Consider the following 25,495-nt stretch of genomic DNA (forward strand, 5'->3'; position numbering starts at 1 on the left):
TAATGTGGAATTTAGCGAGAGGAGCACTCCCCTTATGAATAAAGACTATTTTAAAACATTTGTAATGTCATCATCTGCAATCATCATTGCGATCTCCATTATAATATACCCTAAAGAAACGTATACAGCTTCTGTAACCGGTCTGAAAATGTGGTGGGATGTAGTATTTCCTTCCCTTATGCCTTTTTTTATCTTATCTGAAGTGCTAATGGGATTTGGGGTCGTACATCTTATAGGTGTATTATTCGAACCCCTCATGCGGCCTCTTTTTCGTGTACCAGGCTCAGGAGGGTTTGTTTGGGCAATGGGAATATCATCTGGATTCCCTGCAGGAGCTAAACTTACAGCGAGATTATGGCATCAAAAGCAAATCTCTACACTTGAAGCAGAACGGCTCGTATCGTTTACAAATTGCTCAAACCCTCTATTTATGTTCAGCGCAATAGCAGTTGGGTTCTTTCATAATGCGGCACTAGGGATTGTACTTGCAGTGAGTCATTATTTAGGCAACTTTTTTGTCGGTCTGATCATGAGGTTTCACGGGTGGAAAAAAGATCCGAAAACACATAAAGAGCTCTATAGAGGCAAAGGATTAAAAAATGCTTTTAAACATATGCATGAAGCTCGGTTGGCGGATAATCGTCCTATCGGACAACTGCTCGGAGATGCTGTACAGCAATCGACCAAAACACTGCTCATGATCGGTGGTTTTATCATTCTTTTCTCTGTGCTCAGTAAAATGATGGACCTGCTGCATGTTGCAGAGCTTCTTTCAGATCTAATGAAGTTTGTGTTTGTCTTCTTCTCCTTGTCTGAATCTTTAAGCTTACCTCTCATTAAAGGAATATTTGAAATAACGTTAGGAAGCAATTTAACAAGTCTTGCACAATCCACCATCTTGCAGCAAGCAGTTATTACAAGCTTTATTCTGGCTTTTAGCGGTCTGTCCGTACAGGCACAAGTAGCTAGCATTCTTGCTGATACTGATATTAAATTCAGACCTTTTTTCATTGCAAGAATCATTCACGGTTTTCTTTCTGCATTTATCTGTCTTATAGTATTCCCGTATTTGTATCACGTTAAAAGCAGTGCGGCTCCAGCTTTTGCCTTTCTTACAGAAAAAAGTGAAAGCCTTGGAGAATTTGGAATGCTCGCCCTTGCACAAAGCCACTACGTGACCCTTGGTTTTTTGTTGCTGTCGATCATATTGTGGAACAGAAATCTTATAAAGAAAAACAGCCTCCGTTATTAACGGGGGCTGTTGTATTTTTCCTTTAATGCTTCTTCTACAACTTCGGGTACGAGATCTGAAACATTTGCATGGTATTTGGCGGCTTCTTTTACGATGCTTGAGCTTAGGAAAGAATATTGATTATTTGTCATCATAAAGAAGGTCTCAACTTTATCATCTAGCTTCTTATTGATAGAAGCTATTTTCATTTCATATTCAAAATCTGAAACGGCACGTAAACCTCTTAAGATCACGTTAGCTCCGATATTTTTTACATAATCAATCAGAAGTCCATTGAAAGAGTCTACTTTCACATTAGGAAACTGCTTAGTAACTTCTTTTAGTAATGCGATTCTTTCTTCAACTGTAAATAATGGGTCTTTGCTTTGGTTATTCGCTACTACTACAATAACTTTATCAAATACTGTTGCACCGCGTTTTATAATGTCCAAATGACCTCGGGTAACAGGGTCAAAGCTACCAGGACATACTGCAGTCGTTGGCATAATCTTCACCTCATATATATTCTTAATGGCGTCTAAAAATTGTAATCGTTGTTGTTTTACCGTACGTTTCCTGTCTTATTCGATGGAAGTTCCCAATATGCTCAGGCAAAGAAACATCTGTTCCATGCTCAGCCACAATTCTTCCGTCGATAGAAAGGAGCTCTAGTTTTTCAATTTCCTCCATATCTTTTATAAGCATCTGCTTTGCATACGGAGGGTCCAGAAAAATCATGTCAAACTGAGCCTCTCTTTTGTGAAGCGCTTTCAATGCTCTTTTCGCATCATTTCTAAAGACTTCTGTTCTGTCTTCATAGTTGCATTGTTTGATATTTTCTTTAATGGTATGTATCGCTTTTTGATCTTTATCAATAAAAATAAAATGATCCATTCCTCTGCTTAATGCTTCTAGACCTAGCCCGCCGCTGCCGCCATACAAGTCTAACCCATTCCCGCCTTCGAAAAAAGGACCGATCATGTTGAAGATTGATTCTTTAATCTTATCGGTAGTTGGCCTTGTATTTGTCCCTGGTACAGCTTTTAATGGCCTTCCCTTACATTCTCCTGCTATTACTCTCACGTTTTTTCACCTGATTCTTTATCCGTTTTCCATTACCTATCCTATCACAAGTATTCCTTATATCAAACAATCAAATCTTTAGTTATAAGTATAAGGCAAAATAAATGAGGTCATACTACTTATAACAACATCAACGAACGATGTTGTTGCCAACCGCGGAGAAGACTTACTCCCCATAAGTTCTTCATCCGGTTTCTCCTCTCCCATCGCCTTTAAACAGAAGTGATTTTGTTTTAAAGGCAACCTGCAGTATTTTGCTGCAGGTTTTTTTTATTGTTTAAAGCTCTTTATGCTAGTTAGCTATTATGCTACATTGAGGTAGTAGAAAGGGGGATGAACTTATGATCCAACGATTTATTGAGCTTGGAGAAGGGTATTCAGATTTATATGAACTTCTTGAGATCATGGAGTCCAATAAACACCGAGTTTCACAGCTCTTGTGTCTGAAAGTAAAAAAAGAAGATAAAATATTCGCATCATTCGTAGCCGTATTGCAGCCTGCTTCTGAAGGGAAATTTCAACCACTATACATTTGCAGAGAGGGAATCCCATTCCCATCAAAACGGTACGGACTATTCGAATCAAAAGCAGCTCAGATCAATAAAGATATTATATCGTTTGATGTAAAACCTTCAACTGATTTTGCGGAGACCGAACTTTTCTTTCATTATCTGATTGGGATCTTGCGATTAAATTACTTAATTCCTCCATTAACGTAAAAAAACAGGCAGCTGCTACATTAGCCTGCCTGTTTTTTAAATACCCATCTTGTAGTCATACTCTTTTGCTTTATCAACAATTTTACTTTCATACTCTGTTTTAATTTCTGGTTTATGAGACCTTTTTACTTCTTTAACGAAATGTAAAGATTGAAGCTTTGCTGCTATCTCATCAACTTTGTTTCCATCACAGTACAACACAGCATATTTAAGTCTTCTTGAAACATAATGAACATTTCCATAGCGTCTTAATTGCTTTGAAAACTTTAAAGAATGAAGAAAAACTGAAAGACCGCGACGATTACCTATCATTTTGAAAGCCCCTTTTATACTTAATTCATACATCAATATATTACTCAGAAATTTACTATCGTTTAATAGGATGTGATGTATTTTGGACTTGAATGACATTTGGGAGGATTTTCTAAATCGGATAACCCTTGATCCCGCTATCATTTTTATTGAAAAAAAATTAATGGCCGGAATCCCTTTCGTTTATGTAAATGTACTTCCACATGTGTCTTTAGATGAGTCAACAGATGCTGTCAAAAAACACGCTGTAAAAGCAATGAAAGGGAAACGGCTCACATTAAACCTCCACTTTGTGAGATCAGAGGAAAATCTGTATGTCTATCGAATGCGTTTTTTAGTTCCTCAGGAGAAAATGTTCTGCTGTGGAAACTTATGCTTCGACTGCATACGTTTTAAAGAAAATTAGTATTGCTATGCACACCCGCATGATCCGCCAGAACCACAACCGCCACTGCATGAACTCTCATCAAAGAATGGATTTCCGGTAGGGACTTTAATCTGCTCAGACACACTATCAGCAATTATCCTGCTGCATTCCATAAGAAGTTTTTCTAGTTCTCTTTCTGCTTTTTTAAACTGAGCTATCTTTTCATGAAAATCCAGCTCTCGTTTAAATTTGCGAATCTCTGTTGACACGGTGTGATAGTCAGGATGGTATCTCCCGAATCGCTGGACTTCATCATACTTCTCTTTCATTTGTGCAAAACGGGCAATCATATTCTGTGCTTCAGTATCCTGCTCCAAAATATTTTTTGATTCTCTATATGCGATTGCAATGCTTGAATTCGACACCATTTCAGCTAATGATAAAGATTCTTCAAACAATACAACTTGATCTAAACTCATACGTCACACCTCCCTTTAGGTATGAGGTTTCCTATCTATTATAGCGGATATTGGGCGGACTTAAAAGTATAGCTGTTTTCATTCACAAAATAAAAAACTCTTCTTAATATAGAAGAGTTAACGAATGTGTACCACTATATTTTTCTTTATACCGTAGTCTGTTCCATCCTTTTTCTTCAACTGCAGGGTGATTTTTTGTTTTCCCTGATTCATTTTTTCTAAGATAAACATGGATTGGTTAGCATTCATTCTCCATTTTCCATTAACAAAAACGGCAATATATCCATCTTTATTACCAGGTGTTTTTGTCAGACTGCCTTGAAAAGAAAACCTTGGGATAATATTTTCAATATAGATCCGATGTTTTTTAACATGATAGTTTACAGCCCAATCTTTTTCCATTAAAGGATACGAAGATGCCTCTAAAGCCGTTTCGGATTGATTTACTTGTGCATCTCTTTTGCTTTTTGTTTCTATAGTCATTGTAAATAACGAAATAACGAGTACGACTAGTAATCCTGCAGCAGCATAGATCATTCTTTTCTTTTTGTTCATGAAAAAAACCACTCCTTCTAGAGATAGTTTTTTCCATTTTTTATAATAATATCCCTTATTATCCGTTATTTAAAGGTTCTTGCATAGGCGGAAAATCATCTTGCGGTGGAATGTCGTCTGGTTTTACCTCTCCCATCACTGAGATCAGTTCCATCAGTAAACCAAAATTTTGCAGCTGCTGGTGAAAACGATCTACTCTTTGACCAAAAGTACGGCCGTAAAACACCTTCGCGTTCTCTTCCAGTTCAGAAACCGAAAAAGGGTTACGGCAAAGCTTTCTATACCATTCTGGTTTTTCTCTAATATAATATTTGAGGTCAGGTCTAGTGTTTAAGTAATCCAGAATTTCTCTTCGCACACCACACACATCCTTTTAATCTTTGTAAGAAGGATAATCATTCATTCTATTTTCCGGCAGCTGGTTTGGTCTGTCAGACTGATGATTAAATTGCTGTAACAGTTCTTGAACGGCATCCATAAGACTTCCGAATTGCGATAAATATTTTTGTACATCAGTAATTTGAATTTTACTTAAACCTGTTATTATATCTCCTACTGTAAGCTCTGTTTTTTCCCTTTTCGTTTTTGACCGCTCTTCTTGTTTGTTGTCTTTTTCATTCGTATACTGATTCCAGCTTTCGTGTTCTTCCCCTAAAACGATCCAATCCTGATAAACTTCTTTCCAGGGCCTATTATTTTTCTTAACTTCTTTTATTAATTCAGGATGTTTATGAACAAACTCCTTGAAACTTTCAATATCAGTCTTTACCACAGAATCCACCCCCAGCCATCCACTAACGAATCATGTTTTACTACATGATACATAAGTGCCCATAAATTGGTGCGCCCATTTTTAAAATTAATCTAAAGTTAATTCTGTTTACTTTATTCTTAACCGCCTAAAAAGGTACAATAAAATAAAAAAAGATCGAGGGATACAGATTTGGATATAAAAAAAGAGTGGATTCATTTCATAGAGAATAGTACTGAACAGGAACAAGAAGCACTCCAAGTATTCTTGAACAGCTTAAAAATGAAAAGAGAAAGAAAAAGTCTTACGCATATTGCTTCGTTATTACAACTTAAGACAAATCTTGTGGAAGATAAAATGCTTGAAATGGAAATGCCCAATTCACCTCTCCTTGATAATTCAATCGGCATCGTACATGGCGGTCTTACAGCAACACTCTTAGATACAGCGATGGGAACGATGGCCAGCCTCGTTCCCGGTAATAAAAGAGGAGCAGTTACTGTTGAATTAAAAGTTGACTTTCTAACTCCAGGAACAGGCGAAAAATTCATCTGCCGTGCAGAAGTTGTTCATAACGGCCGCCAGTTGGTCCGTATGGAAGGAAAGGTAAGAAATGAGAAAGGTGTTTTGATCGCATCGGCGACTGGTACATTTTTCAAACTTGCTGATTAATAAAAAGAGCTGAATCAAATAGGTTGAATCAGCTCTATCTTTTATTTCATCGGTACTAAAAAATTTTGAGTATAATATTTATTATGGATTCCAACTCCAAGATGTGTATACTCCTCATTTAACAAGGTATTTCTATGTCCTTCACTGTTCATCCAGCCTTCAACAGCTGCTATGCCATCTGTATAGTTTGCTGCAATATTCTCTCCTGCTTGCACAAACATTACTTCTTTTTCCTGAAGCCTATCCGAAAGAGTTCTTCCGTCTTTGCTTTCATGTGAAAAATATTGCTTTTCCAACATATCTTTTGAATGTCCGAAAGCCACTTCAGACGATTGTTCATCCCATGCAAGCGGGCTTTTATTAAATTTGATCCTGATGATATTAGTTAACTCAAAGACTTGCTGCTCTTCTGATTGATCTACTTGCTTTTGCTCTTCTGCAGAAAGTTTTGCAACAGCAGGGAGGTTGCCTCGATACACGATCGAGTATGGCCTTTGTCTTAACAAGACGTCAGATGTAGTATACCTGACACTTGATAACTTATTGGTAAACTTGTCAAAATAAAGTTGAACCCAAACATTCTCACCAACTTTAATAAGCGGTCTTAGCATTACTTCTTGTTCAGACAGTTCAAACCGGAAGAAATCTTCTCCATCGTTAATTGTTATATCACTTTCGATCGGATACTTTTGAATAATACGATTTGATTCCTCTCCAATAGTAAAAGGGTTTGTGTTAACTTCAGACCCTATCACAAACAATGTAACAATCTTTCCCTCTTCTACACCAGCTTGAAGGTAACCTTTTGGACTCTTGTTTCCATAGATATGCCATTCATACCCATAGCTTGAGGGGTCAATTCTTTCGGGTTTCCCCCATTCTTGCTGAAAGGCGTCAATATCTTTGCCTATCCAATTCGAAACAGCATCGTCGGGAATCTTTAAAGGTTCTTCTATGTATTCTACTTTGGTTTTAGTCTCTTGTTCTTGAATCGAGAAATCTGGCAATACATCATAAAAAAATAATCCAATTAATATAAGTACGGATAGGAAAAAAGTAACCAATCCTCTCATAATGGTTCCCCCTATGTCTTTCATCTAGTAATAGTTTAGCATATAGGGAAGTGTTTGGATTTATTAAACTTGTGAAGTTTTCTCTAAGGAATAATTTTAGTAAAGCAAGGGGTGCATTTCGTAGAGAATCAGTTAATGTGTCATTGTGAAAAAGATTATAAAAAGGAAAAAGAGGTCTTTCTCAAAAGTGTCATTAGTTTTTGAGTAAACCTCCTTAAACTTTTACTTTAAGATTTCTTTATTGAAGCTGATCTCTATGTTCTGATACTTCTGATAAAGCACGTCCTGCAGCAGAATCACTTTCTTTTGTAAGTGATAAGTCACCTAAAGAAACAATGCCTACAAGTTTGTTGTTCTCAACGATTGGCAGTCTTCTAATTTGTTTTTCTGCCATTAGTTCAGCTGCTTCTTGCACCGACATTTCTGGTGTTCCTGTGTATAAATTTTCACTCATAACATCTGTCACTTTAGTTGAACCTGGACGCTTTTCAGCTACACCTCGAACAACGATGTCACGGTCTGTAATTACTCCTAAGATTTGCTCATTCTCACAAACCGGGATAACTCCAACGTTATCATCCTTCATCTTAACAGCCACTTCAAATACGTTGTCTAAAGGCGTTACAAAATCCACATTCCTTGTCATGATGTCGCTAATTTTCTTCATCTTTCATACCTCCAAAAATTCAATTTACTTCTTCTTTATGCTTTACGAAAGAAAAACAAATATGCATACTTTCTACAATGATTGCATCTTTAGCGCTTTCATAATATCATTAAGAAGTGATTATTATTTCTTTATTGAATTCCTAGGAGGTTTCACAATGAAATTTGAAGAAAGCGGCTTAAACGGGAAGGTACTTGAATTCTCACTCTTAGAACATGTGATGGAAAACCATGGCATGATCCGCGCAGGCCAATGGGACTATGAGCGTATTACATATGATTACAAATTTGAAGATATGACAAATGGTGATGTATATTACTTCCGATTCCCATGTCATGTAATTGAGGCAGAAACAGAAACACCACATGCAAAGGTGGAGCTTGGAACACCTTATTTAGGTAAACACTATTATCCACATGGTGTAGAATATGATGAAGACTTCCCTAAGCACGTTGTTAACCAATGCAACAAACTGATTGAAGCACTTCACAGTGAGTTGCATGTATAAAAAAACCCCTCAGCGATTGAGGGGTTTTTCTTTATTCTGCAGCACTTTCTGTCGAATGAGATGAATACCCTTCAAAGAGCCTGCCGCCATACGGAGCAATGACTTCATCTACAAAATGAATGACTCCAGCTTTTGAACGGCTTGAGTAGTACTCATCAAACACTTTTGCGAATTGTTCAGCAAATATTTCATTGTACTCTTTTAATGCTCTTAAAATCCATTTTCCTTCCCCAATCCAATGACCATTTACACGCAATACAAATTCATGGGTTAAATCTGCAAGTTTAGAAACAATAAATAGATCTTCTAAAGGGCTTGTTGAACCTTCCAAATCGTTTAGAAGATCTGTTAGATGGTAACGGGCTTGTTCGATCTCAATGGTCTTCCATGGTGTAGGTCCTGCTTTTAATAATTGCAGGGCTTCGTTTTTAATTTTAGATGCATATCCGGTATCTCGCAAAATTATGCCTTCTGCACACATCTGTGGAAGTGAAGGTCGTGCTCTATCTATGTTTTGTTTGAAAAAATTCTTATACGTAAACATATTATGAACAAAAACTTCTATGGGCCAATCATACTCTGAAAGAGATTGTCGATAAGAATCCCCAACAGAACTATCAATAATAATAATGTCTAAATCTGAACTCTCCGTTTCTTCCCCTCTTACGACACTTCCAGCCAAATATGCCACTTCACAATTAGGAAAGTATGACTCTACAAATTTTTTGGCTGCTTGTCTGGCGCTGATTCTCATATAGATTCTACTCCTTCTTCACCTGGCTTTTTGTATATATTCGACATGAACTTCTGTTTTTCATTTTTTATATATAAAAAAAATAACCTGCACAAGGCCGGTTATTTCAATTCAGGATTTAAGCGGTTGTTTTGTCGTTTAATCATTTCGAGATCTTCTTTATCACGAACACGTTCTTTTTTGACCCATCTGTAAAAAATCAAACCAAGTACAAACGCATAGATCACTTCTTGAAAAATTTTCATCGTAACACCACCGACGTGCTGATCTTCTTTAGGTGGCATCGAAGCGAATAATTGAGGTACGTTTCTATACGTTTCATATAGCTGAAAATCAGCAAACATGATTAACGCACATGCGGGTGTCATCAACACACCATTCGCAAAAACATAACCAATTTTTTTTATATCTGATAACGAATCTAGCTCTTTAACTGGACAAAGAATAGGCCACCACATAGTGAAAGCAGTTAAAAGCAATAAAGCATGATACCCATAATGAATATACGGATTCGATACTGCTGCATCAAATACTAATGGAATGTGATACAAAGAAAATACGGTATTAAAAACGAGTAAAGCAATTAAGGGTTTAGTGAGAAAGTGAAAAACTCGTGTTAAAAAAGATTTTACACTCAACCAATTTTTCCACTGTTCTTCAGGAACAGAAAAAATAATTAGCGGGGCAATCATTAAGTAAAGCACTGCCATCTGTACCATATGTACACTGAACAAATAGTTGTGTCCCAATATTTGTACAGGCGTTCCTTTAATAATGATCATTAATACAAGCGCAGCGACCATCGCTGCTTTTTGCCATCCAGTTGCTATGTTCTGACTGTTCCTGCCACGAATGACCCAGCGGAAATAAACAACAGCAAGGATGACTGCCAAAATATATATAGAAGGTGGATAAAGTTCGTACCAGCTATAATCACTTAAACTAGTATGATGTGTGTGGTGATTGTGATGCATGTCTGTCATCTCCTTAACAAAAGTACCCCATTCTACTATAACAATATCTTTAGTTCTTGTAATGGAATACAGTGACAATTCGTTATTTTGTAACATATAAAAAAGGCTGCATACTGGATGCAGCCCTTTTATACTTATGATGTCCAAATAAGTCCCATTAATGATGCTACTGTAATGGCTGCAACAAGTATACCACTAGCCATACCCCAGATTGGGAAATCATGTCCTTTGTGGCTTAAGTGCATCCATACATAAAGCTGGAAGAATACTTGAACAATTGCCAATGTAAGGATAAACAAGACAGCAAATGAGTCACTGATCTTGTCACTCCAAATAGCGAAAAATGCAACAATCGTTAAAAGAATCATCATTACAAAAGAAACGTTATGATGCTTGCGTTCCTCTTTTAAGGCAAGTTTACGCTGAATCTCCTCATGGCGGTGCACGGTAGTTTCAGGATTCTTTTGGTGATTAGCCATCGGTTTAACCTACCTTTCCCATTAGATAAACAACTGTAAAAATGAATACCCATACAACATCGACAAAGTGCCAATATAGAGCAAACAAATAATACTTAGGTGCATTAGCTAATGTGATACCTCTGTTCCAGTTTCTGCCCAATAAGGTTGCGATCCAAAGAATACCGAACAATACGTGGGCTCCGTGGAAACCAACTAATGAATAGAAAGAAGAACCAAATGCAGAACTAGTAAATGTATGTCCTTCATGAACATAGTGTATGAACTCGTAAATTTCTAAGCCAAGGAATCCAAGGCCTAATAGTAAAGTTACGATGAACCAGCCTTGTAAAGAGCGTACTTTGTTCTGTTTTAATGAAAGAACTGCATACACACTCGTAAGTGAGCTAGTTAATAACAGCATCGTTGCTAAAAATACTAATGGCAGTGAGAATAATTCTTCCCCAGAAGGACCATCTAAATGCATGTTTCTAAGACCAAGATAAGTCCCAAAAAGTGTTGCAAATAGGACAGTTTCTCCACCTAGGAAAAGCCAGAATCCTAAAAATTTATTTTTACCTTCAAGGGTAGCTTTTTCAGGATGAGCAGGGAAATTAGCATCTGTTAAACGTTCTCCAGCATTCATTAAGCTCTACCCCCTTTAATGTCTGCTTCAACTTCTTCTTTATGAATATGATAACCATGATCATCAATTACTGAGCGAAGGAACATTGTGATCAACACGAGCCCTAATCCAGCTATTGCCACGATCCAGTTAGCATAAATGAAGCCGAACCCAGCAATGAACATGCCTAAAGATAAGATAAACGGCAGGATTGATCCATTTGGCATGTGAATTTCTCCTACAGGTTCTGCAGGTGTCATTTCTCCATTACCAGCTGTTTTCTCAACATACAGTGCGTCAAGACCACGTACAAGTGGAGTTTGGGCAAAGTTGTATTCTGGTGTTGGAACTGGCATAGCCCACTCTAATGTACGGCCATCCCAAGGATCTTTAGTTGTTGCATATTTAGATGAAGCTGAGATTACAATGTTGATTAAAAGAACAATTGTTCCAGCACCCATCAAAATCGCACCGATTGTACTTACAAAGTTTGCCCCATCAAGCTCTTGTCCAGACATATATGTATAAACACGTCTAGGCATACCCATAAGTCCTAACCAGTGCTGAGGGAAGAACGTTAGGTGGAACCCAATAAAGAACAACCAGAAATTCCATTTTCCAAGTGTTTCGTTTAATACACGGTTAAACATACGAGGGTACCAATAGTATAACCCTGCGAACAATCCTAAAATCAAACCACCAACGATTACATAGTGGAAGTGAGCTACTACAAAGTAACTATCATGGTACTGATAGTCAGCTGCAGGAACAGAAAGCATAACTCCTGTTACCCCACCCATTACGAATGTTGGGATGAAACCAACTGCAAAAAGCATTGCTGTGGTAAAACGAATCTGTCCGCCCCACATTGTGAAGATCCAGTTGAAGATCTTAACACCTGTCGGGATAGCGATTGCCATTGTTGCTACTGCAAAGATTGAGTTTGCTACAGGTCCTAGACCAACTGTAAACATGTGGTGAACCCATACCATGAATCCGAGGAAACCGATTAGTACAGTTGCGAATACCATCGCACTATATCCAAACAAACGTTTATTTGAGAATGTTGAAACGATTTCAGATATAATACCAAACGCTGGCAAAATCAAAATGTAAACTTCAGGGTGACCAAAGATCCAGAAGATATGCTCCCAGATTAGTACGTTTCCACCCATATCTGGATTAAAGAAATTAGCATCAAATACACGTTCAAACATAAGAAGGAAGAATCCAACTGTTAGTGCTGGGAATGCAAATAGGATAAGTCCAGATGTTACGAATGAAGCCCATGTAAACAAAGGCATACGCATAAATGTCATACCTGGTGCACGCATATTAATAATCGTTACAAGGAAGTTGATCCCCCCTGCAAGAGTACCTGCCCCAGCAATCTGAAGACCCAGAACATAAAAGTCTACCCCTGTATCTTCTGCTACTGTAGATAATGGCGCATAAGCTGTCCATCCAGCTTCAGGTGCACCGCCTAAGAACCAGCTTAGGTTTAATAACAATCCACCGAAAAAGAATAACCAAAAACCAACAGCGTTCACGTATGGAAACGCTACGTCACGTGCTCCTAATTGTAAAGGAACAATGGCATTCATGAATCCGAAGATGATCGGCATGGCTGCAAGGAAGATCATCGTCGTTCCATGCATTGTTAATAATTGATTGTAAAGTTCCCCAGTAAAAATTTTACTGTCTGGTTCCATTAATTGAATACGCATTAAAACAGCTTCAAGTCCTCCGATTAAGAAGAAGAACCCACCAGCCAAAAGATATAAAATACCGATCTTCTTATGGTCAACGGTAGTAAGCCAATCCATTAACCCACTTCTCTTTTTGTGACTTTCGTGAGTTGCCACGGTGTAACCTCCTTTTTTGCAATGCTTAAGACTATTTCAATTTAAGACCTAACAAGTAATCTGCTACAGCATCAATTTCCTCATCAGAAAGGTTTACCTTAGGCATGTTGTTGCCAGGCTTCACTTCTTGAGGATCTTTAATCCATTTTTCCAGATTTTCTTTGTCATGATCTAATATACCTGCTACACGGTCCTTATCCCCAAAACCAGTTAAGCTAGGCCCTGTGTTTCCGCCTTCTTGTCCAACTGCGTGACAAGATAAACAGTTCTTTTCAAAGACTTGTTGTCCGTTAGCATTTGCAGAAGATTTGCCATCAGTAGCTTTATAGCTGGCAACCCAATCCTTATAGTCTTCTTTAGAAACAACTCTTACTTTGAAATCCATTAAAGCATGTGATGCACCACAAAGCTCAGCGCATTTCCCTTTGTACACAACATCTGTCTTGCTGCCAGTGTCAAACCACATATAGTTCTTGTTCTTATCACCTGGATTTGTATCGGTCTTCCCCGCAAGAGAAGGAATCCAGAATGAGTGAATAACATCAGCAGATGATAATTCCACATGCACTTTCGTATCCGCAGGCAGTACTAATTCCTGAGACGTGATCAGCTCTTCTTTCGGATACTCAAATTCCCACCAATATTGGTGTCCAGTTACTTTAATGCTTAACTCATTCTTTGAAGCTGGTTTAGCATCTGCAGAGAATTCAAACGTTCTCATAACCGTTGGCACAGCTAAGATGATCAGCAACAGAATTGGAATAACTGTCCATAATAGTTCAAGCATGTGGTTCCCTTCCACTTGCTTTGGTGTAGACTCATCGCCTTTTCTCTTTCTAAACTTCAATAGTACGAATGCATAAAGAACGAAAACTACCACTAGTACCAGAATCATAATACTAATTGAAATCAGCATCAGCTGGAACTGTTTGTCAGCAACTTCACCTTGTGGAACTAAAGCCGATAGAGTCGGATCTCCGCACCCCATCAAAAGAAGAGCCAACATGGCAAATAAGGAAAGAAAACGTCCTTTTTGTAGCCATTTTTTCATCACTACATATACCCCACTTTCTCGTTGTAGTCTGTTTTGACTGAATGTTCTTTCTATTCAATTCAAATAAAGGATTATTTGAATGGAAATAGCTAAAATAGCTTTTATGAAAGCCCTTTTATGTAAAGGCAATTACAGGAACAGCACAAATGAAGCGCTGTTCCGGTAAGGATTTCTATATGTTTACTAGAATCATGGCTACAAACATAATGGTTAGATAGTTCAAAGAATACACAAACATCATGCGAGCCCATTTCATATCGTCTTTTGTCTTCAAACCAGATAGTGCCAGTATTAACCAGCCCGCTCCTAGTACAGAAGCTAAGATTAGATAGACAATACCGAAGTCGAACAGATAAAGAGAGACTGGAATCAAAGCCGCCACATACCAGATCATCTGGCGTTTTGTAATCGCGAAACCAGATACAACAGGCAACATAGGAATTCCGGCTTTTCGATAATCCTCACATCGTTTCATGGCAAGCGCGAGAAAATGCGGCGGCTGCCATAAGAACATGATCAGAAATAAGATCCACGCAATCCAATGAAGGTTTGCATCAACCGCAGCCCATCCGATCAGAGGCGGAACTGCACCTGAAACACCTCCTACGACGGTGTTAATGGAGTGTGTCCGCTTTAACCACATCGTATAAACAAACACATATACAAAAAGTCCAATAAGTCCCATAACAGCAGCGGTTGGAGTGGTCAGAGCCAGCATAAATGTTCCGATCGCTGATAAAATGATACCTACCCATAACACTTGATTTGGAGGGATTCGGCCAGTTACAGTCGGTCGCTCAATGGTCCGTTCCATCAGTTGATCAATATCTCTATCAATATAGTTATTTAAGCAGCAGCCTCCTGCTATAACTAATGCTGCACCAAGTACACAAAGAATTAACGTAATAATATTCTCTGAAAATAAATAGTCATTATATTTTAAGGCCAAGAAAAATCCGGCAAACGTTGTAATGAGGTTGCTCATAACGATTCCGAGTTTTGCTATGGTCAAAAAATCTTTCCAGGTTCCTGTAGGATTTGCTTCTGAAAGCGGTCCGGGTTCCATAACTTTGTTAGCGGCTTCATATGCAGTTGGAATCTTGCTCAACAAGATACACCTCCTTTACAGAGTAAAATGTTCCAAATCTTTCTTTAGTTGTTATTTAAGCCCTCATTCATTCTATATGGGCTTGTGCCTAAAATCAACGGTTAAAAAATGTCCTTATCTGTTCACAATATGTAAAGTAGAACGTTTTACCTATATGTTAGGATATAAATATATAAAGAAAATGTCCTTTAACATTATAAAACAAAACAAGTGCTTTGTATACTTCGACTAATATAGACACTATCTTATATTATTTGTACTATCAGGGTGATTGTAATACTAGTTGAAAATATTACAAATTTGTGAAATGTTACTGGGGCTAAAAAGCAGGTGAATAAATTGAAAAGAGCTTATCAAATCTATTCTATTATTACTTCTTTTGGTATGCTTCTCGTATTACTCATGGGTGCAGTTGTTACAAAAACGGACTCTGGAGATGGCTGCGGTAATTCCTGGCCGCTTTGTTATGGAGAGCTTCTGCCAACAGCACCTAAACTTGAAACGATTATTGAAGTGAGTCACCGGTATGTGTCAGCATGGCTTGGAATTCTAGTTATTTTATTAGCAATATGGGCTTGGAGACGAGAACCGCATAAAAAAGAGATTAAAATTCTCGCAGGATCTGCAGTGTTCTTCATTGTTCTCCAGGGTTTACTTGGAGCAGCTGCAGTAATTTGGAGCCAATCATCAGCAGTCCTAGCTTCACACTTTGGATTTTCACTTGTTTCATTTGCAAGTGTTTTGCTATTAGCTATTTTATCCTTTGAAGATCGTGAAAGGCCATTCATGGGAAAGGTAACTCCAGCATTTAAGAAGAACATTTATTGGCTTTTTGCCTATCTCTATGCCGTAGTATACACCGGAGCACTTGTAAGACATACAGGTTCCAGTATGGGGTGTGGACCTGAATTCCCGTTATGTAATGGTTCACTTTTAGCAACGATAGGGTCGCAGGCCAGCATTCATCTGATGCACCGAATAGCAGCTATCGTATTATTTTTGTGGATTGTTTATTCATGGTATCATGCCAAAAAATATTACCGAGATCAAAAGGTTCTCAATAAAGGGTTTCAATTTGCATTATTATTTGTGATCCTTCAAGGTGTTTCAGGTGCTCTGATTGTTTTATCGAACCTAAACTTGTTTGTTGCTTTATCGCATGGATTGATAATTTCTTTCTTGTTTGGCACTTTAAGCTACTTAGCATTAATCGTATATCGAAAATGAAAAAATGACCAAGCTGCATATCCATGCACCTTGGTCATTTTCATGTTTATTTGATTAATTCAATCAACAAATCTCCTGCTGAGATTCCTTCACCGTTTTGAACAGAAATTTCTTTTACTGTGCCGTCAAAAGGTGCTTGTACCGTCGTTTCCATCTTCACGGCTTCTGTAATCATCAAATGATCACCTTTTTTAACTTTCTCGCCTTTTTCAACCAAGACTTTTATCACCGTACCTGGCATACTAGCACCGATTTGTAAAGGATTTGAAGGGTCAACCTTTTGTTTTGATGAAACTGTTACTTTTGCACTCTCATCCATAACTACGATCTCACGAGATTGACCGTTCAGCTCAAAATAAAGAACTCTAGAACCATCGTTTTGTGCTTCTCCAATAGAAACAAGCTTTACAATAAGAGTCTTTCCTTGTTCAATCTCAACTTCAATCTCCTCACCAAGGCGCATTCCATAAAAGAAAGTAGGTGTATCAAGAACGGAGATATCTCCAAATTGAGAATACATTTTCTCGCGGTCCAAAAAGACTTTCGGATATAATGCATAAGCCAAAACATCAAAACTTGTAACTTGACGATTGATCTTGTGGAACAGTGTTTCTTTAATATCATTAAAATCTGCTGCATCTAAGAGTTCACCAGGTCTAACTGTTAAAGGCTCTCTGCCTTTTAGTACAATGCGTTGAAGTTCTTTAGGGAAACCTTGATAGGGTTGGCCAAGATACCCTTGGAAGAACTCTACAACAGAATCAGGGAAATCTAGTGACTCTCCTCGATCGTATACACCATCTTCTGTCAGGTTGTTTTGCACCATATAAAGAGCCATGTCCCCTACCACTTTTGAAGAAGGTGTTACTTTAACCACATCACCAAACATATCATTTACTCTTCGATACATTTGCTTCACTTCATCCCAGCGGTCTCCAAGGCCTACAGCTTTTGCCTGCTGCTGCAGATTGCTAAACTGCCCCCCAGGCATTTCATGTTCATAGACTTCTGGATCTGGTGCCGCCATGCCGCTTTCAAACCCAGAATAATATTTACGTACATCTTCCCAGTAAGATGAAAGTTGTTTTGCATGGTCTATATTCAGATCAGGTTGTCTTTCGTTACCTGCTAGTGCATAGTACAGCGAGTTTGCACTCGGCTGGGAAGTTTGTCCAGCCATTGCACTTACTGCAACGTCAACAATATCTACACCTGCTTCTGCTGCTTTCGCATAGGTATAAATCCCATTTCCACTCGTATCGTGGGTGTGCAAGTGAATCGGGATATCGATAGCTTGCTTTAATGCTGAAACAAGATCATAAGCAGCCTGAGGTTTTAAGAGGCCTGCCATATCTTTAATCGCTAGGATGTGGGCACCCTCTGTTTCAAGTTCTTTTGCCAGATTCACATAATAGTTAAGATCATACTTTGTTCTGCTCGGATCTAAAATATCCCCTGTATAGCAGATAGCAGCTTCGGCAATCTTACCTGTTTCACGAACTGCTCTTATCGCAACTTTCATTCCTTCTACCCAGTTCAAGCTGTCAAAGATTCTAAAAACATCAATTCCTGCCATAGCAGACTTTTTAACAAACTCTTCAACAACATTGTCCGGATAATTCTTGTAACCTACCGCATTTGAGGCTCTTAAAAGCATCTGAAATAGTATATTAGGTGCTTTCTCTCTAAGTTTGATCAGACGATCCCAAGGATCCTCATTTAAGAAACGGTAGGAAACATCAAACGTCGCTCCACCCCACATCTCCATTGAGAACATATTTGGCCATAGTCTGGCTGTCGGTTCAGCGATATGAAGAAGATCATTTGTTCTAACACGTGTAGCAAGCAAGGATTGATGTCCATCACGGAAAGTAGTATCAGTGAGCAGCAATTTCTTTTGATCCTTTATCCAGCGGGCAACAGCATCTGGCCCTTCCGTGTCCAATAGCTGTTTTGTGCCATTTGGTATCGGCTCGGAAAGTTTTAGCTTAGGGATACGAGGTTTATCAAAATTAGGCTTTTCTTGTTTGATTAATCCAGGGAATCCATTGATGGTAGTTGCACCAATATAAGAGAGCATTTTCGTTCCTCTATCTTTTCGCTTAGGAAACACAAACAGCTCTGAGCTTGTATCAATAAAGGAAGTATCGTAATCACCTGATAAGAACTTCTCATGAGTAACAACATTTTCAAGGAACGCAATGTTTGTTTTAATACCGCGAATACGGAATTCTTTTAAGTTTCTTAACATTTTAGATGCAGCCTGTTCGTAAGAAAGTGCCCAAGTAGAAACTTTAACGAGTAAAGAATCATAGAATGGGGTGATGACTGCTCCTTGGAATCCGTTCCCTGCATCTAGCCGTACTCCGAAACCGCCGCCGGAGCGATAAGCCATGATCTTACCAGTATCCGGCATGAACTGGTTAGCTGGATCTTCTGTTGTTACACGGGATTGAATCGCGTACCCATGGCAATAAATGTCTTTTTGGAGCGGGATCCCCAACTCTTTTCCATGCAGTGAGTAGCCTTCTGCGATTAATATCTGCGATTGAACGATATCTACTCCAGTTACCATTTCAGTAATGGTATGCTCAACCTGAACGCGTGGGTTTACTTCAATGAAATAAAAATTCCCATCTTGAGTGACAAGGTACTCTACTGTTCCTGCATTTAAGTATCCAACGTGTTCCATCAACGATACGGCCGAATCGCAGATAGCGTGGCGTAACTCTTCTGATAATGAAACACTTGGAGCGACTTCTACTACTTTTTGATGTCTTCTCTGAACAGAGCAGTCGCGCTCATATAGATGTATAAGGTTTCCTTCTTTATCTGCTAGAATTTGAACTTCGATGTGCTTTGGTTTCTCAATAAATTTTTCAACATACACTTCATCTTTTCCAAAGGCAGCTTTCGCCTCAGATTTAGCACGGTCATAGCTTTCTGCAAGGGAGTTCTCACTTCTTACGATTCGCATTCCACGTCCGCCGCCTCCCATAGCAGCTTTAATGATAATAGGAAAACCATGAGCGTTTGCAAAATCCCTAACTTCCTCAAGACTGTTTACAGGTCCGTCACTGCCTGGAATGACAGGTATATTGGCATCAATTGCGGCTTGTCTTGCCTTAACTTTATCGCCAAATATATCGAGATGCTTTTCATCTGGTCCAATAAAAATTATGCCTTCTTCCCGGCAGCGTTCTGCAAATTCTTTGTTCTCTGATAAAAACCCATAACCAGGATGAATGGCGTCCACATGATTTGTTTTGGCAATCTCAATAATCCCCTCTATATCGAGATATGCATCGATCGGTTTCTTTCCTTCACCAACAAGATAGGCTTCATCTGCTTTATAACGATGATAGGAACCCGTATCTTCCTTTGAATAAATAGCTACAGTGCGAATATTCAGTTCTGTACAGGCTCTGAAAATCCGGATTGCAATTTCTCCTCGGTTTGCTACTAAGACTTTGCTGATTTTTCTGCTCATACAAGTTCCTCTCCTTTTACCGTTACATGATTGCTCTAATCTTTTTATTTACTTCCGGCTTTGTATCAGGTACTTTTTTATTCAGTTTTACTTTTGCAGATATGTTTATAAGAATCCCCATTGATGTTAAAAACAAGAGAAGGGATGAACCTCCGTACGAAATAAATGGCAGTGGTACTCCAGTTATCGGCAATAAACCTATGGCTGCACCCAGATTGACAACAGTCTGAATGCCGATCATTCCCGAGATGCCAAACGCAAGCAAGCTTGAATATGTATCATTACTCTGCATACCAATCCAGAAGCCTTTTAATACGATATACCCCAATAAGGCAACAATTAAAAACACGCCTATGAAACCTAATTCTTCAGCGATGATAGCAATAATAAAATCCGTGTGAGGTTCAGGCAAGAATCCATACTTTTGAATGCTTTCACCCAGCCCAGACCCCGTTATACCACCTGCAGCTATAGAAATATAACCATTAACAAGCTGATAGCCATCACCAGCAGGATTCTTAAAGGGTGCGTATGCCGCATCAAATCGTGAGAGCTGCTCTGGACTTAGCTGAAAGAATAAAGTTAAACCCACTATTGCTCCAAGTGCTGCCATTGAAAAGATATGTTTAAACTTGATGCCTGAGCAGAAGAGAATAATTCCCGCTACCCCAGCAACAATTAAGCCAGTTCCTAAATCAGGCTGCATGAGAATTAATAGGAACATAATCGCGAAAATACTTAACGGGGGAATGATCCCTTTTTTAAAATCATGCATCTTACCTTGTTTTTTCGAGTAGATCGCAGCAAGATAGATAGCCACTGATAACTTGATAAACTCGGCAGGCTGGATACCGATCGGTCCAATGTAAAGCCAGCTTTTAGCGTTATTAACTTCGCGTCCAAACAACAAAACAGCTATTAAAACAAGGATTGAAATAAGGACAATAGGCATCATAAGCTTTTTATAGATCTGCACGTTAAACCTCATCGTAAAATACATAAGTCCTAATCCAGCAAGCAAAAAGATAAACTGTCTGGTAAAGAAAAAACTGCTGCTGTAATCGTACTTGTTAATCGTTACCCCTATACTCGCGCTGTAGATCATGACTAATCCAGCGCTGCACAATAATAGTACGGCTACTATTAAAGAATAGTCATAGGGTCTTACTGCTTTTTTCACGTTGTTCACCTTTCTCCTCTCTCTTAAGAAGTCTTGAAAGTGCATCTTTATAATTATTAGATATTGTAACACAGAAACCTTTTTTATTTCTGATTCAACTGTGCAGCACCTCTTCTTATAATGTTTCGAAGAAACTTATGACTTTTTGATTAAAAATGTAAGCTTCTTTATAAATATAAAAAATCCAGTCCAACAAAAATCTCGGACTGGCTGTGTTTCATTTTTTCATTGAAGCATCGTGCAAAGCAGTAAGCTGCTTTTCGAGTGATTCTAATAACTTCTTACCTGCGTCTTCTTCGACCAGGTTCAAACGGACTGCAAAATCTATTTCACGGGATAAACCAAACATTTGCGTATCCAATACTTCCTCATAGAGGGGACATTGTGGCATTGTTAAGTTTTCCATTTGAACTTCAATTAGTTTCAGGATTTTATCTGCATCTGCTTTTAAGAGTTCAAATGCTCTTTCCCGATGTCCAGTTGCCATCTCAGCTGACAATGATCATCCCTCCGTTCGCCACGATTTCTACCTTTAAATATAAAGGTTTGCATAAAAAAAATCAACATATTACAGTATTCATATAATTCTGCTATGCTTTTAATAGCGTTTTCAATTTCAAGGAGGTTCTTATGGAATTTATTATTGCACTTAACGGGAAAGTGAACTATCCCCTGACACTTGATCCAGGCGTCTGGATTTTCGATGATAGAAAAGAGGATTTAAACACGTTATTCGATCTAAATAAAACAAAGGAGAATGAACAGGAAAAATATTTAAAAGATGTTTCTGCGCATTGGGACCGAGAACTCCAGGAAGGTGCAGTTCCACCTTCTGAAAAAGAAAAGCAAAAACCTAAAACAACATTAAAGGAAACATTGCTGACAGGTTCATTTGCTATTTCTCTTTCTTATTTTATCTATAATGCACAACCGCACCCTGACGCAGATTCCGTAATCATCAAGTCAGGGGACGGTAACGTAGAGATCACATTGGAAGAAGCTCAGAACGGGTATTTTGCTTTCTCTAACAACGGAAAGCCACTAAAAGAAGATGGTCCTGTACATTTTTATTATGGAGATGGCCGAAACAAGGATAACCCTATCAAGCATATCTCTTCCATCATCATTCAATAATCCACAGACAGCTCTTTTATGGGCTGTCTTCTTTTTATAAAAGGTCTGCTGCAATTTGTGCGAGCGATGAGCGCTCTCCTTTTTCTAAACGAACATGACCGCTGACTGCTTGGTCTTTAAATTTCTCTACTACATATGTTAAGCCATTTGTATATTCATCAAGATAAGGATGATCAATTTGTTGAGGATCTCCAAGCAAAACAATCTTACTTCCTTCCCCTACCCTCGTCAGAATCGTTTTAACTTCATGCTTTGTTAAATTTTGCGCTTCATCAATAATAATAAATTGGTCTGGCAAACTTCTGCCTCTGATATATGTGAGAGCTTCAACATGAATGGAACCTATACCTGCAAGAATCTTTTCTAGCTCCCCTGATTTTTTGGTGTTGAACAAATATTCCAGATTGTCATAGACAGGCTGCATCCATGGCTTTAACTTTTCATCTTTTTCGCCCGGAAGATACCCGATATCCTTTCCAACAGGAACGATAGGGCGTGCAATAAACAGCTTAATATAATCTTTCAAATCCTCAGTTTGGAGGAGTGCAGCGGCGAGGGTGATCAGTGTTTTTCCGGTTCCGGCTTTCCCGATCAGCGTAACTAACGGAAGATCTTTTCTTAACAACAACTCAAATGCCATTTTTTGCTGAACGTTTCTAGCACGAATCCCCCATATCTGTTCAGAGTCATAGCGAAGCGGTTTTAACGTTTTTCCGTTTTCGTCCACCTTACCTAGAGCCGAAACGGATGATCTGAATACGTCTTTTAGAATCACAAACTGGTGTGGATAAAAAGAATGACCCGAGAGTTCGATAAGCTTAAGTTCATTTTTTTCATAGAACTTATTTAAAAGATCTCCTTGAACATAGATTTCTTTATAACCCGTATATGTTTGGTCATTCTTATCAATCACTCTGTCGCTCAGAAAATCTTCCGCTTCAATTCCTAGTGCATCAGCTTTTACTCTGACGAGCACATCTTTTGAAACCAAAATGACATTTACCCCGCTCTTCTTTGCCTCTTCTTCTTGCTTCAGGTTTAGCGTAACGGCTAGGATACGATTATCATTTGTCGGTTCTACAAACGTTTCCTGGAGTCTCTGAAAAGATTTATGATTCAGTTCAACGCGAAGACTACCTCCATTTTCAAGCGGTACCCCTTTATGAAGCTGACCTCTTTGTCTTACACGGTCGATTAAGCGGGATACTTCACGTGCGTTCCTTCCAATTTCGTCCATATAGCGTTTTTTAGAATCCACTTCTTCTAGCACAACAGCAGGAATGATCACTTCACTATCTCCAAAGGATTGTATCGAATAAGGATCCTGCAACAAAACGTTCGTATCTAGGACGTATCGTTTATTCAACATTTAGCCTCCTGACTTAATGTAGTTCTATTCATTCAGCTCTTATTTTATGGACTGCCTATTAAAAATGTATGTGGGAAGGAATAAAGTTAGAAGAATGTACAAAAAATAACGGAAATGACTTAAAAGGAGCGATTTTCATTGAAAATATTCCGCATTGCTGCCGTGCTGAGTGCAATATTCGTGCTTTTTGGCTGCATGAACAATAATAATGATAATGCACAAAACGATCAGAATACCCCTCGTCTGACGGAAGTTAATCAAACAGCAAACAGCAAGAAGCCTGATCAGCCTAAAGGTTCACAAGAAATATCAAGACACCTTGTAGGCCTTGCAACTGGAATTCATGGTGTAGAGGACGCAACTGCTGTCGTTATAGGGCCTTATGCAGTTGTAGGAATCGATGTAGACCGTAAACTTGATAATTCTGAAGTGGGATCCATTAAATATTCAGTTGCTGAGTCTTTAAAAAACGATCCTAACGGTAAAAACGCTGTTGTGACAGCCGACCCTGACACAGTGGAAAGGCTTCGTCAAATGGGCAGACAAATTCAACAAGGGCATCCTATTGCAGGAATCGCAAAAGAGTTAGCAGGTATTGTCGGACGCCTCATGCCGCAAGTCCCGCATAGCATCCAAACGAAAAAGCCTTCACCAACTGAGACAAATGACAGTCAGCTTTCTGAAGAAGAAAAACGGGAACTTAAAAATCAACAACAAAAACAAGAGAAATCAAACAATAATCAGCCACAGCGATTAAACGAGGGCAGATAAGAAGACGACTCATAATGGTGTACCTTAGCCATTATGAGTCTTTTTCATTGAGGTAATTGTCGAACCATGATAACAAATGATAAAAAGCTTTACAGTTTTTCCTTCATTTAAATTTCCATTTTCTTTATGGTATACTGTCTGAAAGAGGTGAAATACGATGCGTGTAAAATGCGTATTATGCGACACAATTGAGGTTATTGAAAACGAATGTTCCCTAGCAAAAAAATTAAGAAATAGACCGATACACACGTTCATGTGTGATCCATGCAGAGAGCGTATTACAAGAAAAACAGCCGAGCGCGAAGCTACTGGTAACTTTACTTTATATCGAAGCCCGGATACGAACAATGATTGGTAAGAAGTTTTTGGATTGGACACTATATGGTACGATTGCCGGCGTTCTGCTGGCATGTTTTTTTTATGGTTTAGAAAAGATATATAGGATTAACCTGTACACTTTCCTCTTAAATATTGATTTTTTGCCACTACCTGATTACATCCTCCTTCATACACCTTTTCAATTCATATTACATGTTATCATCGCTATTATCATAACCGCTTTTGTTGACCTAGTTTGTATACGTTTTTATTATCCTTATTCAATACCTATTTCAATTAATGCAGTTATGGCATTTACCTTTTTCCCTTTGTATCAAATTGCTGTGACAAAACCCTTTCAACCCCCGCTAACCGTACCATTTATTCTTTGGATTACCGGCCACCTTCTCTTTGCTTTAATAATCGGTTATTTTGTAAATCTAATGTACATAAAAAGGAGTGCTGAATAATCAGCACTCCTCATTAAATCTAGGTTCATTTTGAATTCCTTCGTATAGAGCATCTATCACATCTGTAAAGAATCTTTCTGAGTTCTCTACACCATCCACTTCAAATAATACAATGTAAAATGGTCCAGAGTTAGAAACAGATTGTATCTTCACATGATGATCTTCCGTAAGAATCTCACTAAAAAATTCAAAAGTTTCTTTAGCTGCCAGGTCATAGGGTCTTTCTTCATGAACTTTCTTTATGCTCAGCCAATTGGATAGAGCGTCCACCAGTTTCATTG

The 25,495-nt window shown here is 38.4% G+C and carries 30 protein-coding genes; 9 read left to right on the forward strand and 21 right to left on the reverse strand.

Going from position 1 to position 25,495, the window contains the following annotated elements:
* Window positions 1-34 precede the first annotated feature (34 nt).
* Complete coding sequence (ylbJ, locus tag IEV52_RS12135) at window positions 35-1,252, forward strand: sporulation integral membrane protein YlbJ (protein WP_188402792.1); 1,218 nt, start codon at window positions 35-37, stop codon at window positions 1,250-1,252.
* Here ylbJ and coaD read toward each other — a convergent pair.
* Together coaD and rsmD are read right to left on the reverse strand one after the other, a co-directional pair.
* Window positions 1,249-1,737 (reverse strand): pantetheine-phosphate adenylyltransferase, encoded by a 489-nt coding sequence (gene coaD / locus IEV52_RS12140; RefSeq protein ID WP_188402793.1) that lies wholly within the window; start codon window positions 1,735-1,737, stop codon window positions 1,249-1,251. The genes ylbJ and coaD overlap by 4 nt on opposite strands.
* A 22-nt stretch (window positions 1,738-1,759) precedes the next feature.
* Complete coding sequence (gene rsmD / locus IEV52_RS12145) at window positions 1,760-2,314, reverse strand: 16S rRNA (guanine(966)-N(2))-methyltransferase RsmD (RefSeq protein ID WP_188402794.1); 555 nt, start codon at window positions 2,312-2,314, stop codon at window positions 1,760-1,762.
* A gap of 341 nt (window positions 2,315-2,655) precedes the next feature.
* Between rsmD and IEV52_RS12150 the strand changes: the two genes are divergently transcribed.
* Entirely contained in the window at window positions 2,656-3,033 is a 378-nt protein-coding gene (locus IEV52_RS12150; protein ID WP_188402795.1) for a DUF7147 family protein, read from the forward strand.
* Window positions 3,034-3,069: 36 nt separating this feature from the next.
* Here the strand turns inward: IEV52_RS12150 and IEV52_RS12155 are convergent, their stop codons facing one another.
* The 5 genes from IEV52_RS12155 to ylbD form a co-directional block, all read right to left on the reverse strand.
* Window positions 3,070-3,345: a YlbG family protein gene (locus IEV52_RS12155; protein WP_188402796.1), complete on the reverse strand. Its 276-nt coding sequence runs from the start codon at window positions 3,343-3,345 to the stop codon at window positions 3,070-3,072.
* Window positions 3,346-3,756: 411 nt separating this feature from the next.
* Entirely contained in the window at window positions 3,757-4,191 is a 435-nt protein-coding gene (locus IEV52_RS12160; RefSeq protein WP_188402797.1) for a YlbF/YmcA family competence regulator, read from the reverse strand.
* A gap of 117 nt (window positions 4,192-4,308) precedes the next feature.
* Window positions 4,309-4,746, reverse strand: a complete 438-nt coding sequence (locus IEV52_RS12165; protein ID WP_188402798.1) for a hypothetical protein — start codon at window positions 4,744-4,746, stop codon at window positions 4,309-4,311.
* 58 nt (window positions 4,747-4,804) lie between these two features.
* Window positions 4,805-5,104: a YlbE-like family protein gene (locus tag IEV52_RS12170; RefSeq protein WP_188402799.1), complete on the reverse strand. Its 300-nt coding sequence runs from the start codon at window positions 5,102-5,104 to the stop codon at window positions 4,805-4,807.
* 15 nt (window positions 5,105-5,119) lie between these two features.
* On the reverse strand, window positions 5,120-5,518 hold the full coding sequence (gene ylbD / locus IEV52_RS12175) for a spore coat protein YlbD (RefSeq protein WP_188402800.1): 399 nt from the start codon (window positions 5,516-5,518) through the stop codon (window positions 5,120-5,122).
* 171 nt (window positions 5,519-5,689) lie between these two features.
* Here ylbD and IEV52_RS12180 point away from each other — a divergent pair, with 171 nt between their 5' ends.
* The gene (locus IEV52_RS12180) at window positions 5,690-6,169 is read left to right on the forward strand and encodes a PaaI family thioesterase (RefSeq protein WP_188402801.1); all 480 of its coding nucleotides are present in this window, start codon (window positions 5,690-5,692) and stop codon (window positions 6,167-6,169) included.
* 41 nt (window positions 6,170-6,210) lie between these two features.
* Here IEV52_RS12180 and IEV52_RS12185 read toward each other — a convergent pair whose 3' ends face one another.
* Entirely contained in the window at window positions 6,211-7,242 is a 1,032-nt protein-coding gene (locus tag IEV52_RS12185; protein ID WP_188402802.1) for a CAP domain-containing protein, read from the reverse strand.
* A 238-nt stretch (window positions 7,243-7,480) separates the two neighbouring features.
* The gene (locus IEV52_RS12190) at window positions 7,481-7,909 is read right to left on the reverse strand and encodes a CBS domain-containing protein (RefSeq protein WP_188402803.1); all 429 of its coding nucleotides are present in this window, start codon (window positions 7,907-7,909) and stop codon (window positions 7,481-7,483) included.
* 157 nt (window positions 7,910-8,066) lie between these two features.
* Between IEV52_RS12190 and IEV52_RS12195 the strand changes: the two genes are divergently transcribed.
* Window positions 8,067-8,417: a YugN family protein gene (locus tag IEV52_RS12195; protein WP_188402804.1), complete on the forward strand. Its 351-nt coding sequence runs from the start codon at window positions 8,067-8,069 to the stop codon at window positions 8,415-8,417.
* A gap of 31 nt (window positions 8,418-8,448) precedes the next feature.
* Here IEV52_RS12195 and IEV52_RS12200 read toward each other — a convergent pair whose 3' ends face one another.
* From IEV52_RS12200 to cyoE, 7 genes are all read right to left on the reverse strand, one after another.
* Window positions 8,449-9,165, reverse strand: a complete 717-nt coding sequence (locus tag IEV52_RS12200) for a nucleotidyltransferase domain-containing protein (RefSeq protein WP_188403898.1) — start codon at window positions 9,163-9,165, stop codon at window positions 8,449-8,451.
* A 107-nt stretch (window positions 9,166-9,272) separates the two neighbouring features.
* Entirely contained in the window at window positions 9,273-10,241 is a 969-nt protein-coding gene (locus IEV52_RS12205) for a cytochrome c oxidase assembly protein (protein ID WP_188402805.1), read from the reverse strand.
* 38 nt (window positions 10,242-10,279) lie between these two features.
* Window positions 10,280-10,624 (reverse strand): cytochrome C oxidase subunit IV family protein, encoded by a 345-nt coding sequence (locus IEV52_RS12210; protein ID WP_188402806.1) that lies wholly within the window; start codon window positions 10,622-10,624, stop codon window positions 10,280-10,282.
* Window positions 10,625-10,628: 4 nt separating this feature from the next.
* Window positions 10,629-11,249, reverse strand: coding sequence for a cytochrome c oxidase subunit 3 (locus tag IEV52_RS12215; RefSeq protein ID WP_188402807.1), 621 nt, complete (start codon window positions 11,247-11,249; stop codon window positions 10,629-10,631).
* The gene (gene ctaD, locus IEV52_RS12220; protein ID WP_229754273.1) at window positions 11,249-13,093 is read right to left on the reverse strand and encodes a cytochrome c oxidase subunit I; all 1,845 of its coding nucleotides are present in this window, start codon (window positions 13,091-13,093) and stop codon (window positions 11,249-11,251) included. The genes IEV52_RS12215 and ctaD overlap by 1 nt, the downstream gene beginning before the upstream one ends.
* A 31-nt stretch (window positions 13,094-13,124) precedes the next feature.
* On the reverse strand, window positions 13,125-14,144 hold the full coding sequence (gene coxB / locus IEV52_RS12225) for a cytochrome c oxidase subunit II (RefSeq protein ID WP_188402808.1): 1,020 nt from the start codon (window positions 14,142-14,144) through the stop codon (window positions 13,125-13,127).
* A gap of 175 nt (window positions 14,145-14,319) precedes the next feature.
* Window positions 14,320-15,213, reverse strand: a complete 894-nt coding sequence (cyoE, locus tag IEV52_RS12230; RefSeq protein WP_188403900.1) for a heme o synthase — start codon at window positions 15,211-15,213, stop codon at window positions 14,320-14,322.
* A 381-nt stretch (window positions 15,214-15,594) separates the two neighbouring features.
* Here cyoE and IEV52_RS12235 point away from each other — a divergent pair, with 381 nt between their 5' ends.
* Window positions 15,595-16,482: a COX15/CtaA family protein gene (locus IEV52_RS12235; RefSeq protein ID WP_229754274.1), complete on the forward strand. Its 888-nt coding sequence runs from the start codon at window positions 15,595-15,597 to the stop codon at window positions 16,480-16,482.
* A gap of 46 nt (window positions 16,483-16,528) precedes the next feature.
* Here the strand turns inward: IEV52_RS12235 and pyc are convergent, their stop codons facing one another.
* From pyc to IEV52_RS12250, 3 genes are all read right to left on the reverse strand, one after another.
* Entirely contained in the window at window positions 16,529-19,972 is a 3,444-nt protein-coding gene (pyc, locus tag IEV52_RS12240; protein WP_188402809.1) for a pyruvate carboxylase, read from the reverse strand.
* 22 nt (window positions 19,973-19,994) lie between these two features.
* Window positions 19,995-21,161, reverse strand: coding sequence for a putative lipid II flippase FtsW (ftsW, locus tag IEV52_RS12245; protein WP_229754275.1), 1,167 nt, complete (start codon window positions 21,159-21,161; stop codon window positions 19,995-19,997).
* A 208-nt stretch (window positions 21,162-21,369) separates the two neighbouring features.
* Window positions 21,370-21,639, reverse strand: a complete 270-nt coding sequence (locus IEV52_RS12250) for an Fpa/YlaN family protein (RefSeq protein WP_373869433.1) — start codon at window positions 21,637-21,639, stop codon at window positions 21,370-21,372.
* 143 nt (window positions 21,640-21,782) lie between these two features.
* On the opposite strand from IEV52_RS12250, the gene IEV52_RS12255 reads away from it, so the two are divergent.
* Window positions 21,783-22,286, forward strand: coding sequence for a peptidyl-prolyl cis-trans isomerase (locus IEV52_RS12255; protein WP_188402812.1), 504 nt, complete (start codon window positions 21,783-21,785; stop codon window positions 22,284-22,286).
* Between the two features lie 34 nt (window positions 22,287-22,320).
* Here the strand turns inward: IEV52_RS12255 and IEV52_RS12260 are convergent, their stop codons facing one another.
* The gene (locus tag IEV52_RS12260) at window positions 22,321-23,655 is read right to left on the reverse strand and encodes a PhoH family protein (protein WP_188402813.1); all 1,335 of its coding nucleotides are present in this window, start codon (window positions 23,653-23,655) and stop codon (window positions 22,321-22,323) included.
* A 144-nt stretch (window positions 23,656-23,799) separates the two neighbouring features.
* On the opposite strand from IEV52_RS12260, the gene IEV52_RS12265 reads away from it, so the two are divergent.
* From IEV52_RS12265 to IEV52_RS12275, 3 genes are all read left to right on the forward strand, one after another.
* Window positions 23,800-24,426: a YhcN/YlaJ family sporulation lipoprotein gene (locus IEV52_RS12265; RefSeq protein WP_373869434.1), complete on the forward strand. Its 627-nt coding sequence runs from the start codon at window positions 23,800-23,802 to the stop codon at window positions 24,424-24,426.
* 157 nt (window positions 24,427-24,583) lie between these two features.
* Window positions 24,584-24,784, forward strand: a complete 201-nt coding sequence (locus IEV52_RS12270) for a YlaI family protein (RefSeq protein ID WP_188402814.1) — start codon at window positions 24,584-24,586, stop codon at window positions 24,782-24,784.
* Window positions 24,774-25,214 carry a hypothetical protein gene (locus IEV52_RS12275; protein WP_188402815.1) on the forward strand — a complete coding sequence of 147 codons (441 nt, stop codon included), beginning with the start codon at window positions 24,774-24,776 and terminating at the stop codon, window positions 25,212-25,214. The genes IEV52_RS12270 and IEV52_RS12275 overlap by 11 nt, the downstream gene beginning before the upstream one ends.
* On the opposite strand, the gene IEV52_RS12280 is transcribed toward IEV52_RS12275, so the two are convergent.
* Complete coding sequence (locus IEV52_RS12280; RefSeq protein ID WP_188402816.1) at window positions 25,215-25,493, reverse strand: hypothetical protein; 279 nt, start codon at window positions 25,491-25,493, stop codon at window positions 25,215-25,217.
* Window positions 25,494-25,495 lie beyond the last annotated feature (2 nt).

The sequence above is a fragment of the Fictibacillus barbaricus genome (assembly GCF_014635025.1).
In the GTDB taxonomy this organism is placed as follows: Bacteria; Bacillota; Bacilli; order Bacillales; family Fictibacillaceae; genus Fictibacillus; species Fictibacillus barbaricus.

Excerpts from the sequence above, each read along its gene's own strand:
- ylbJ (WP_188402792.1), top strand. The coding sequence starts at position 35 with ATGAATAAAGACTATTTTAAAACATTTGTAATGTCATCATCTGCAATC.
- coaD (WP_188402793.1), bottom strand. The coding sequence starts at position 1,737 with ATGCCAACGACTGCAGTATGTCCTGGTAGCTTTGACCCTGTTACCCGA.
- IEV52_RS12150 (WP_188402795.1), top strand. The coding sequence starts at position 2,656 with ATGATCCAACGATTTATTGAGCTTGGAGAAGGGTATTCAGATTTATAT.
- IEV52_RS12155 (WP_188402796.1), bottom strand. The coding sequence starts at position 3,345 with ATGATAGGTAATCGTCGCGGTCTTTCAGTTTTTCTTCATTCTTTAAAG.
- IEV52_RS12160 (WP_188402797.1), bottom strand. The coding sequence starts at position 4,191 with ATGAGTTTAGATCAAGTTGTATTGTTTGAAGAATCTTTATCATTAGCT.
- IEV52_RS12165 (WP_188402798.1), bottom strand. The coding sequence starts at position 4,746 with ATGAACAAAAAGAAAAGAATGATCTATGCTGCTGCAGGATTACTAGTC.
- IEV52_RS12185 (WP_188402802.1), bottom strand. The coding sequence starts at position 7,242 with ATGAGAGGATTGGTTACTTTTTTCCTATCCGTACTTATATTAATTGGA.
- IEV52_RS12190 (WP_188402803.1), bottom strand. The coding sequence starts at position 7,909 with ATGAAGAAAATTAGCGACATCATGACAAGGAATGTGGATTTTGTAACG.
- IEV52_RS12195 (WP_188402804.1), top strand. The coding sequence starts at position 8,067 with ATGAAATTTGAAGAAAGCGGCTTAAACGGGAAGGTACTTGAATTCTCA.
- IEV52_RS12205 (WP_188402805.1), bottom strand. The coding sequence starts at position 10,241 with ATGTTACAAAATAACGAATTGTCACTGTATTCCATTACAAGAACTAAA.
- IEV52_RS12210 (WP_188402806.1), bottom strand. The coding sequence starts at position 10,624 with ATGGCTAATCACCAAAAGAATCCTGAAACTACCGTGCACCGCCATGAG.
- IEV52_RS12215 (WP_188402807.1), bottom strand. The coding sequence starts at position 11,249 with ATGAATGCTGGAGAACGTTTAACAGATGCTAATTTCCCTGCTCATCCT.
- coxB (WP_188402808.1), bottom strand. The coding sequence starts at position 14,144 with ATGAAAAAATGGCTACAAAAAGGACGTTTTCTTTCCTTATTTGCCATG.
- cyoE (WP_188403900.1), bottom strand. The coding sequence starts at position 15,213 with ATGGAACCCGGACCGCTTTCAGAAGCAAATCCTACAGGAACCTGGAAA.
- pyc (WP_188402809.1), bottom strand. The coding sequence starts at position 19,972 with ATGAGCAGAAAAATCAGCAAAGTCTTAGTAGCAAACCGAGGAGAAATT.
- IEV52_RS12250 (WP_373869433.1), bottom strand. The coding sequence starts at position 21,639 with ATGGCAACTGGACATCGGGAAAGAGCATTTGAACTCTTAAAAGCAGAT.
- IEV52_RS12255 (WP_188402812.1), top strand. The coding sequence starts at position 21,783 with ATGGAATTTATTATTGCACTTAACGGGAAAGTGAACTATCCCCTGACA.
- IEV52_RS12260 (WP_188402813.1), bottom strand. The coding sequence starts at position 23,655 with ATGTTGAATAAACGATACGTCCTAGATACGAACGTTTTGTTGCAGGAT.
- IEV52_RS12270 (WP_188402814.1), top strand. The coding sequence starts at position 24,584 with ATGCGTGTAAAATGCGTATTATGCGACACAATTGAGGTTATTGAAAAC.
- IEV52_RS12275 (WP_188402815.1), top strand. The coding sequence starts at position 24,774 with ATGATTGGTAAGAAGTTTTTGGATTGGACACTATATGGTACGATTGCC.
- IEV52_RS12280 (WP_188402816.1), bottom strand. The coding sequence starts at position 25,493 with ATGAAACTGGTGGACGCTCTATCCAATTGGCTGAGCATAAAGAAAGTT.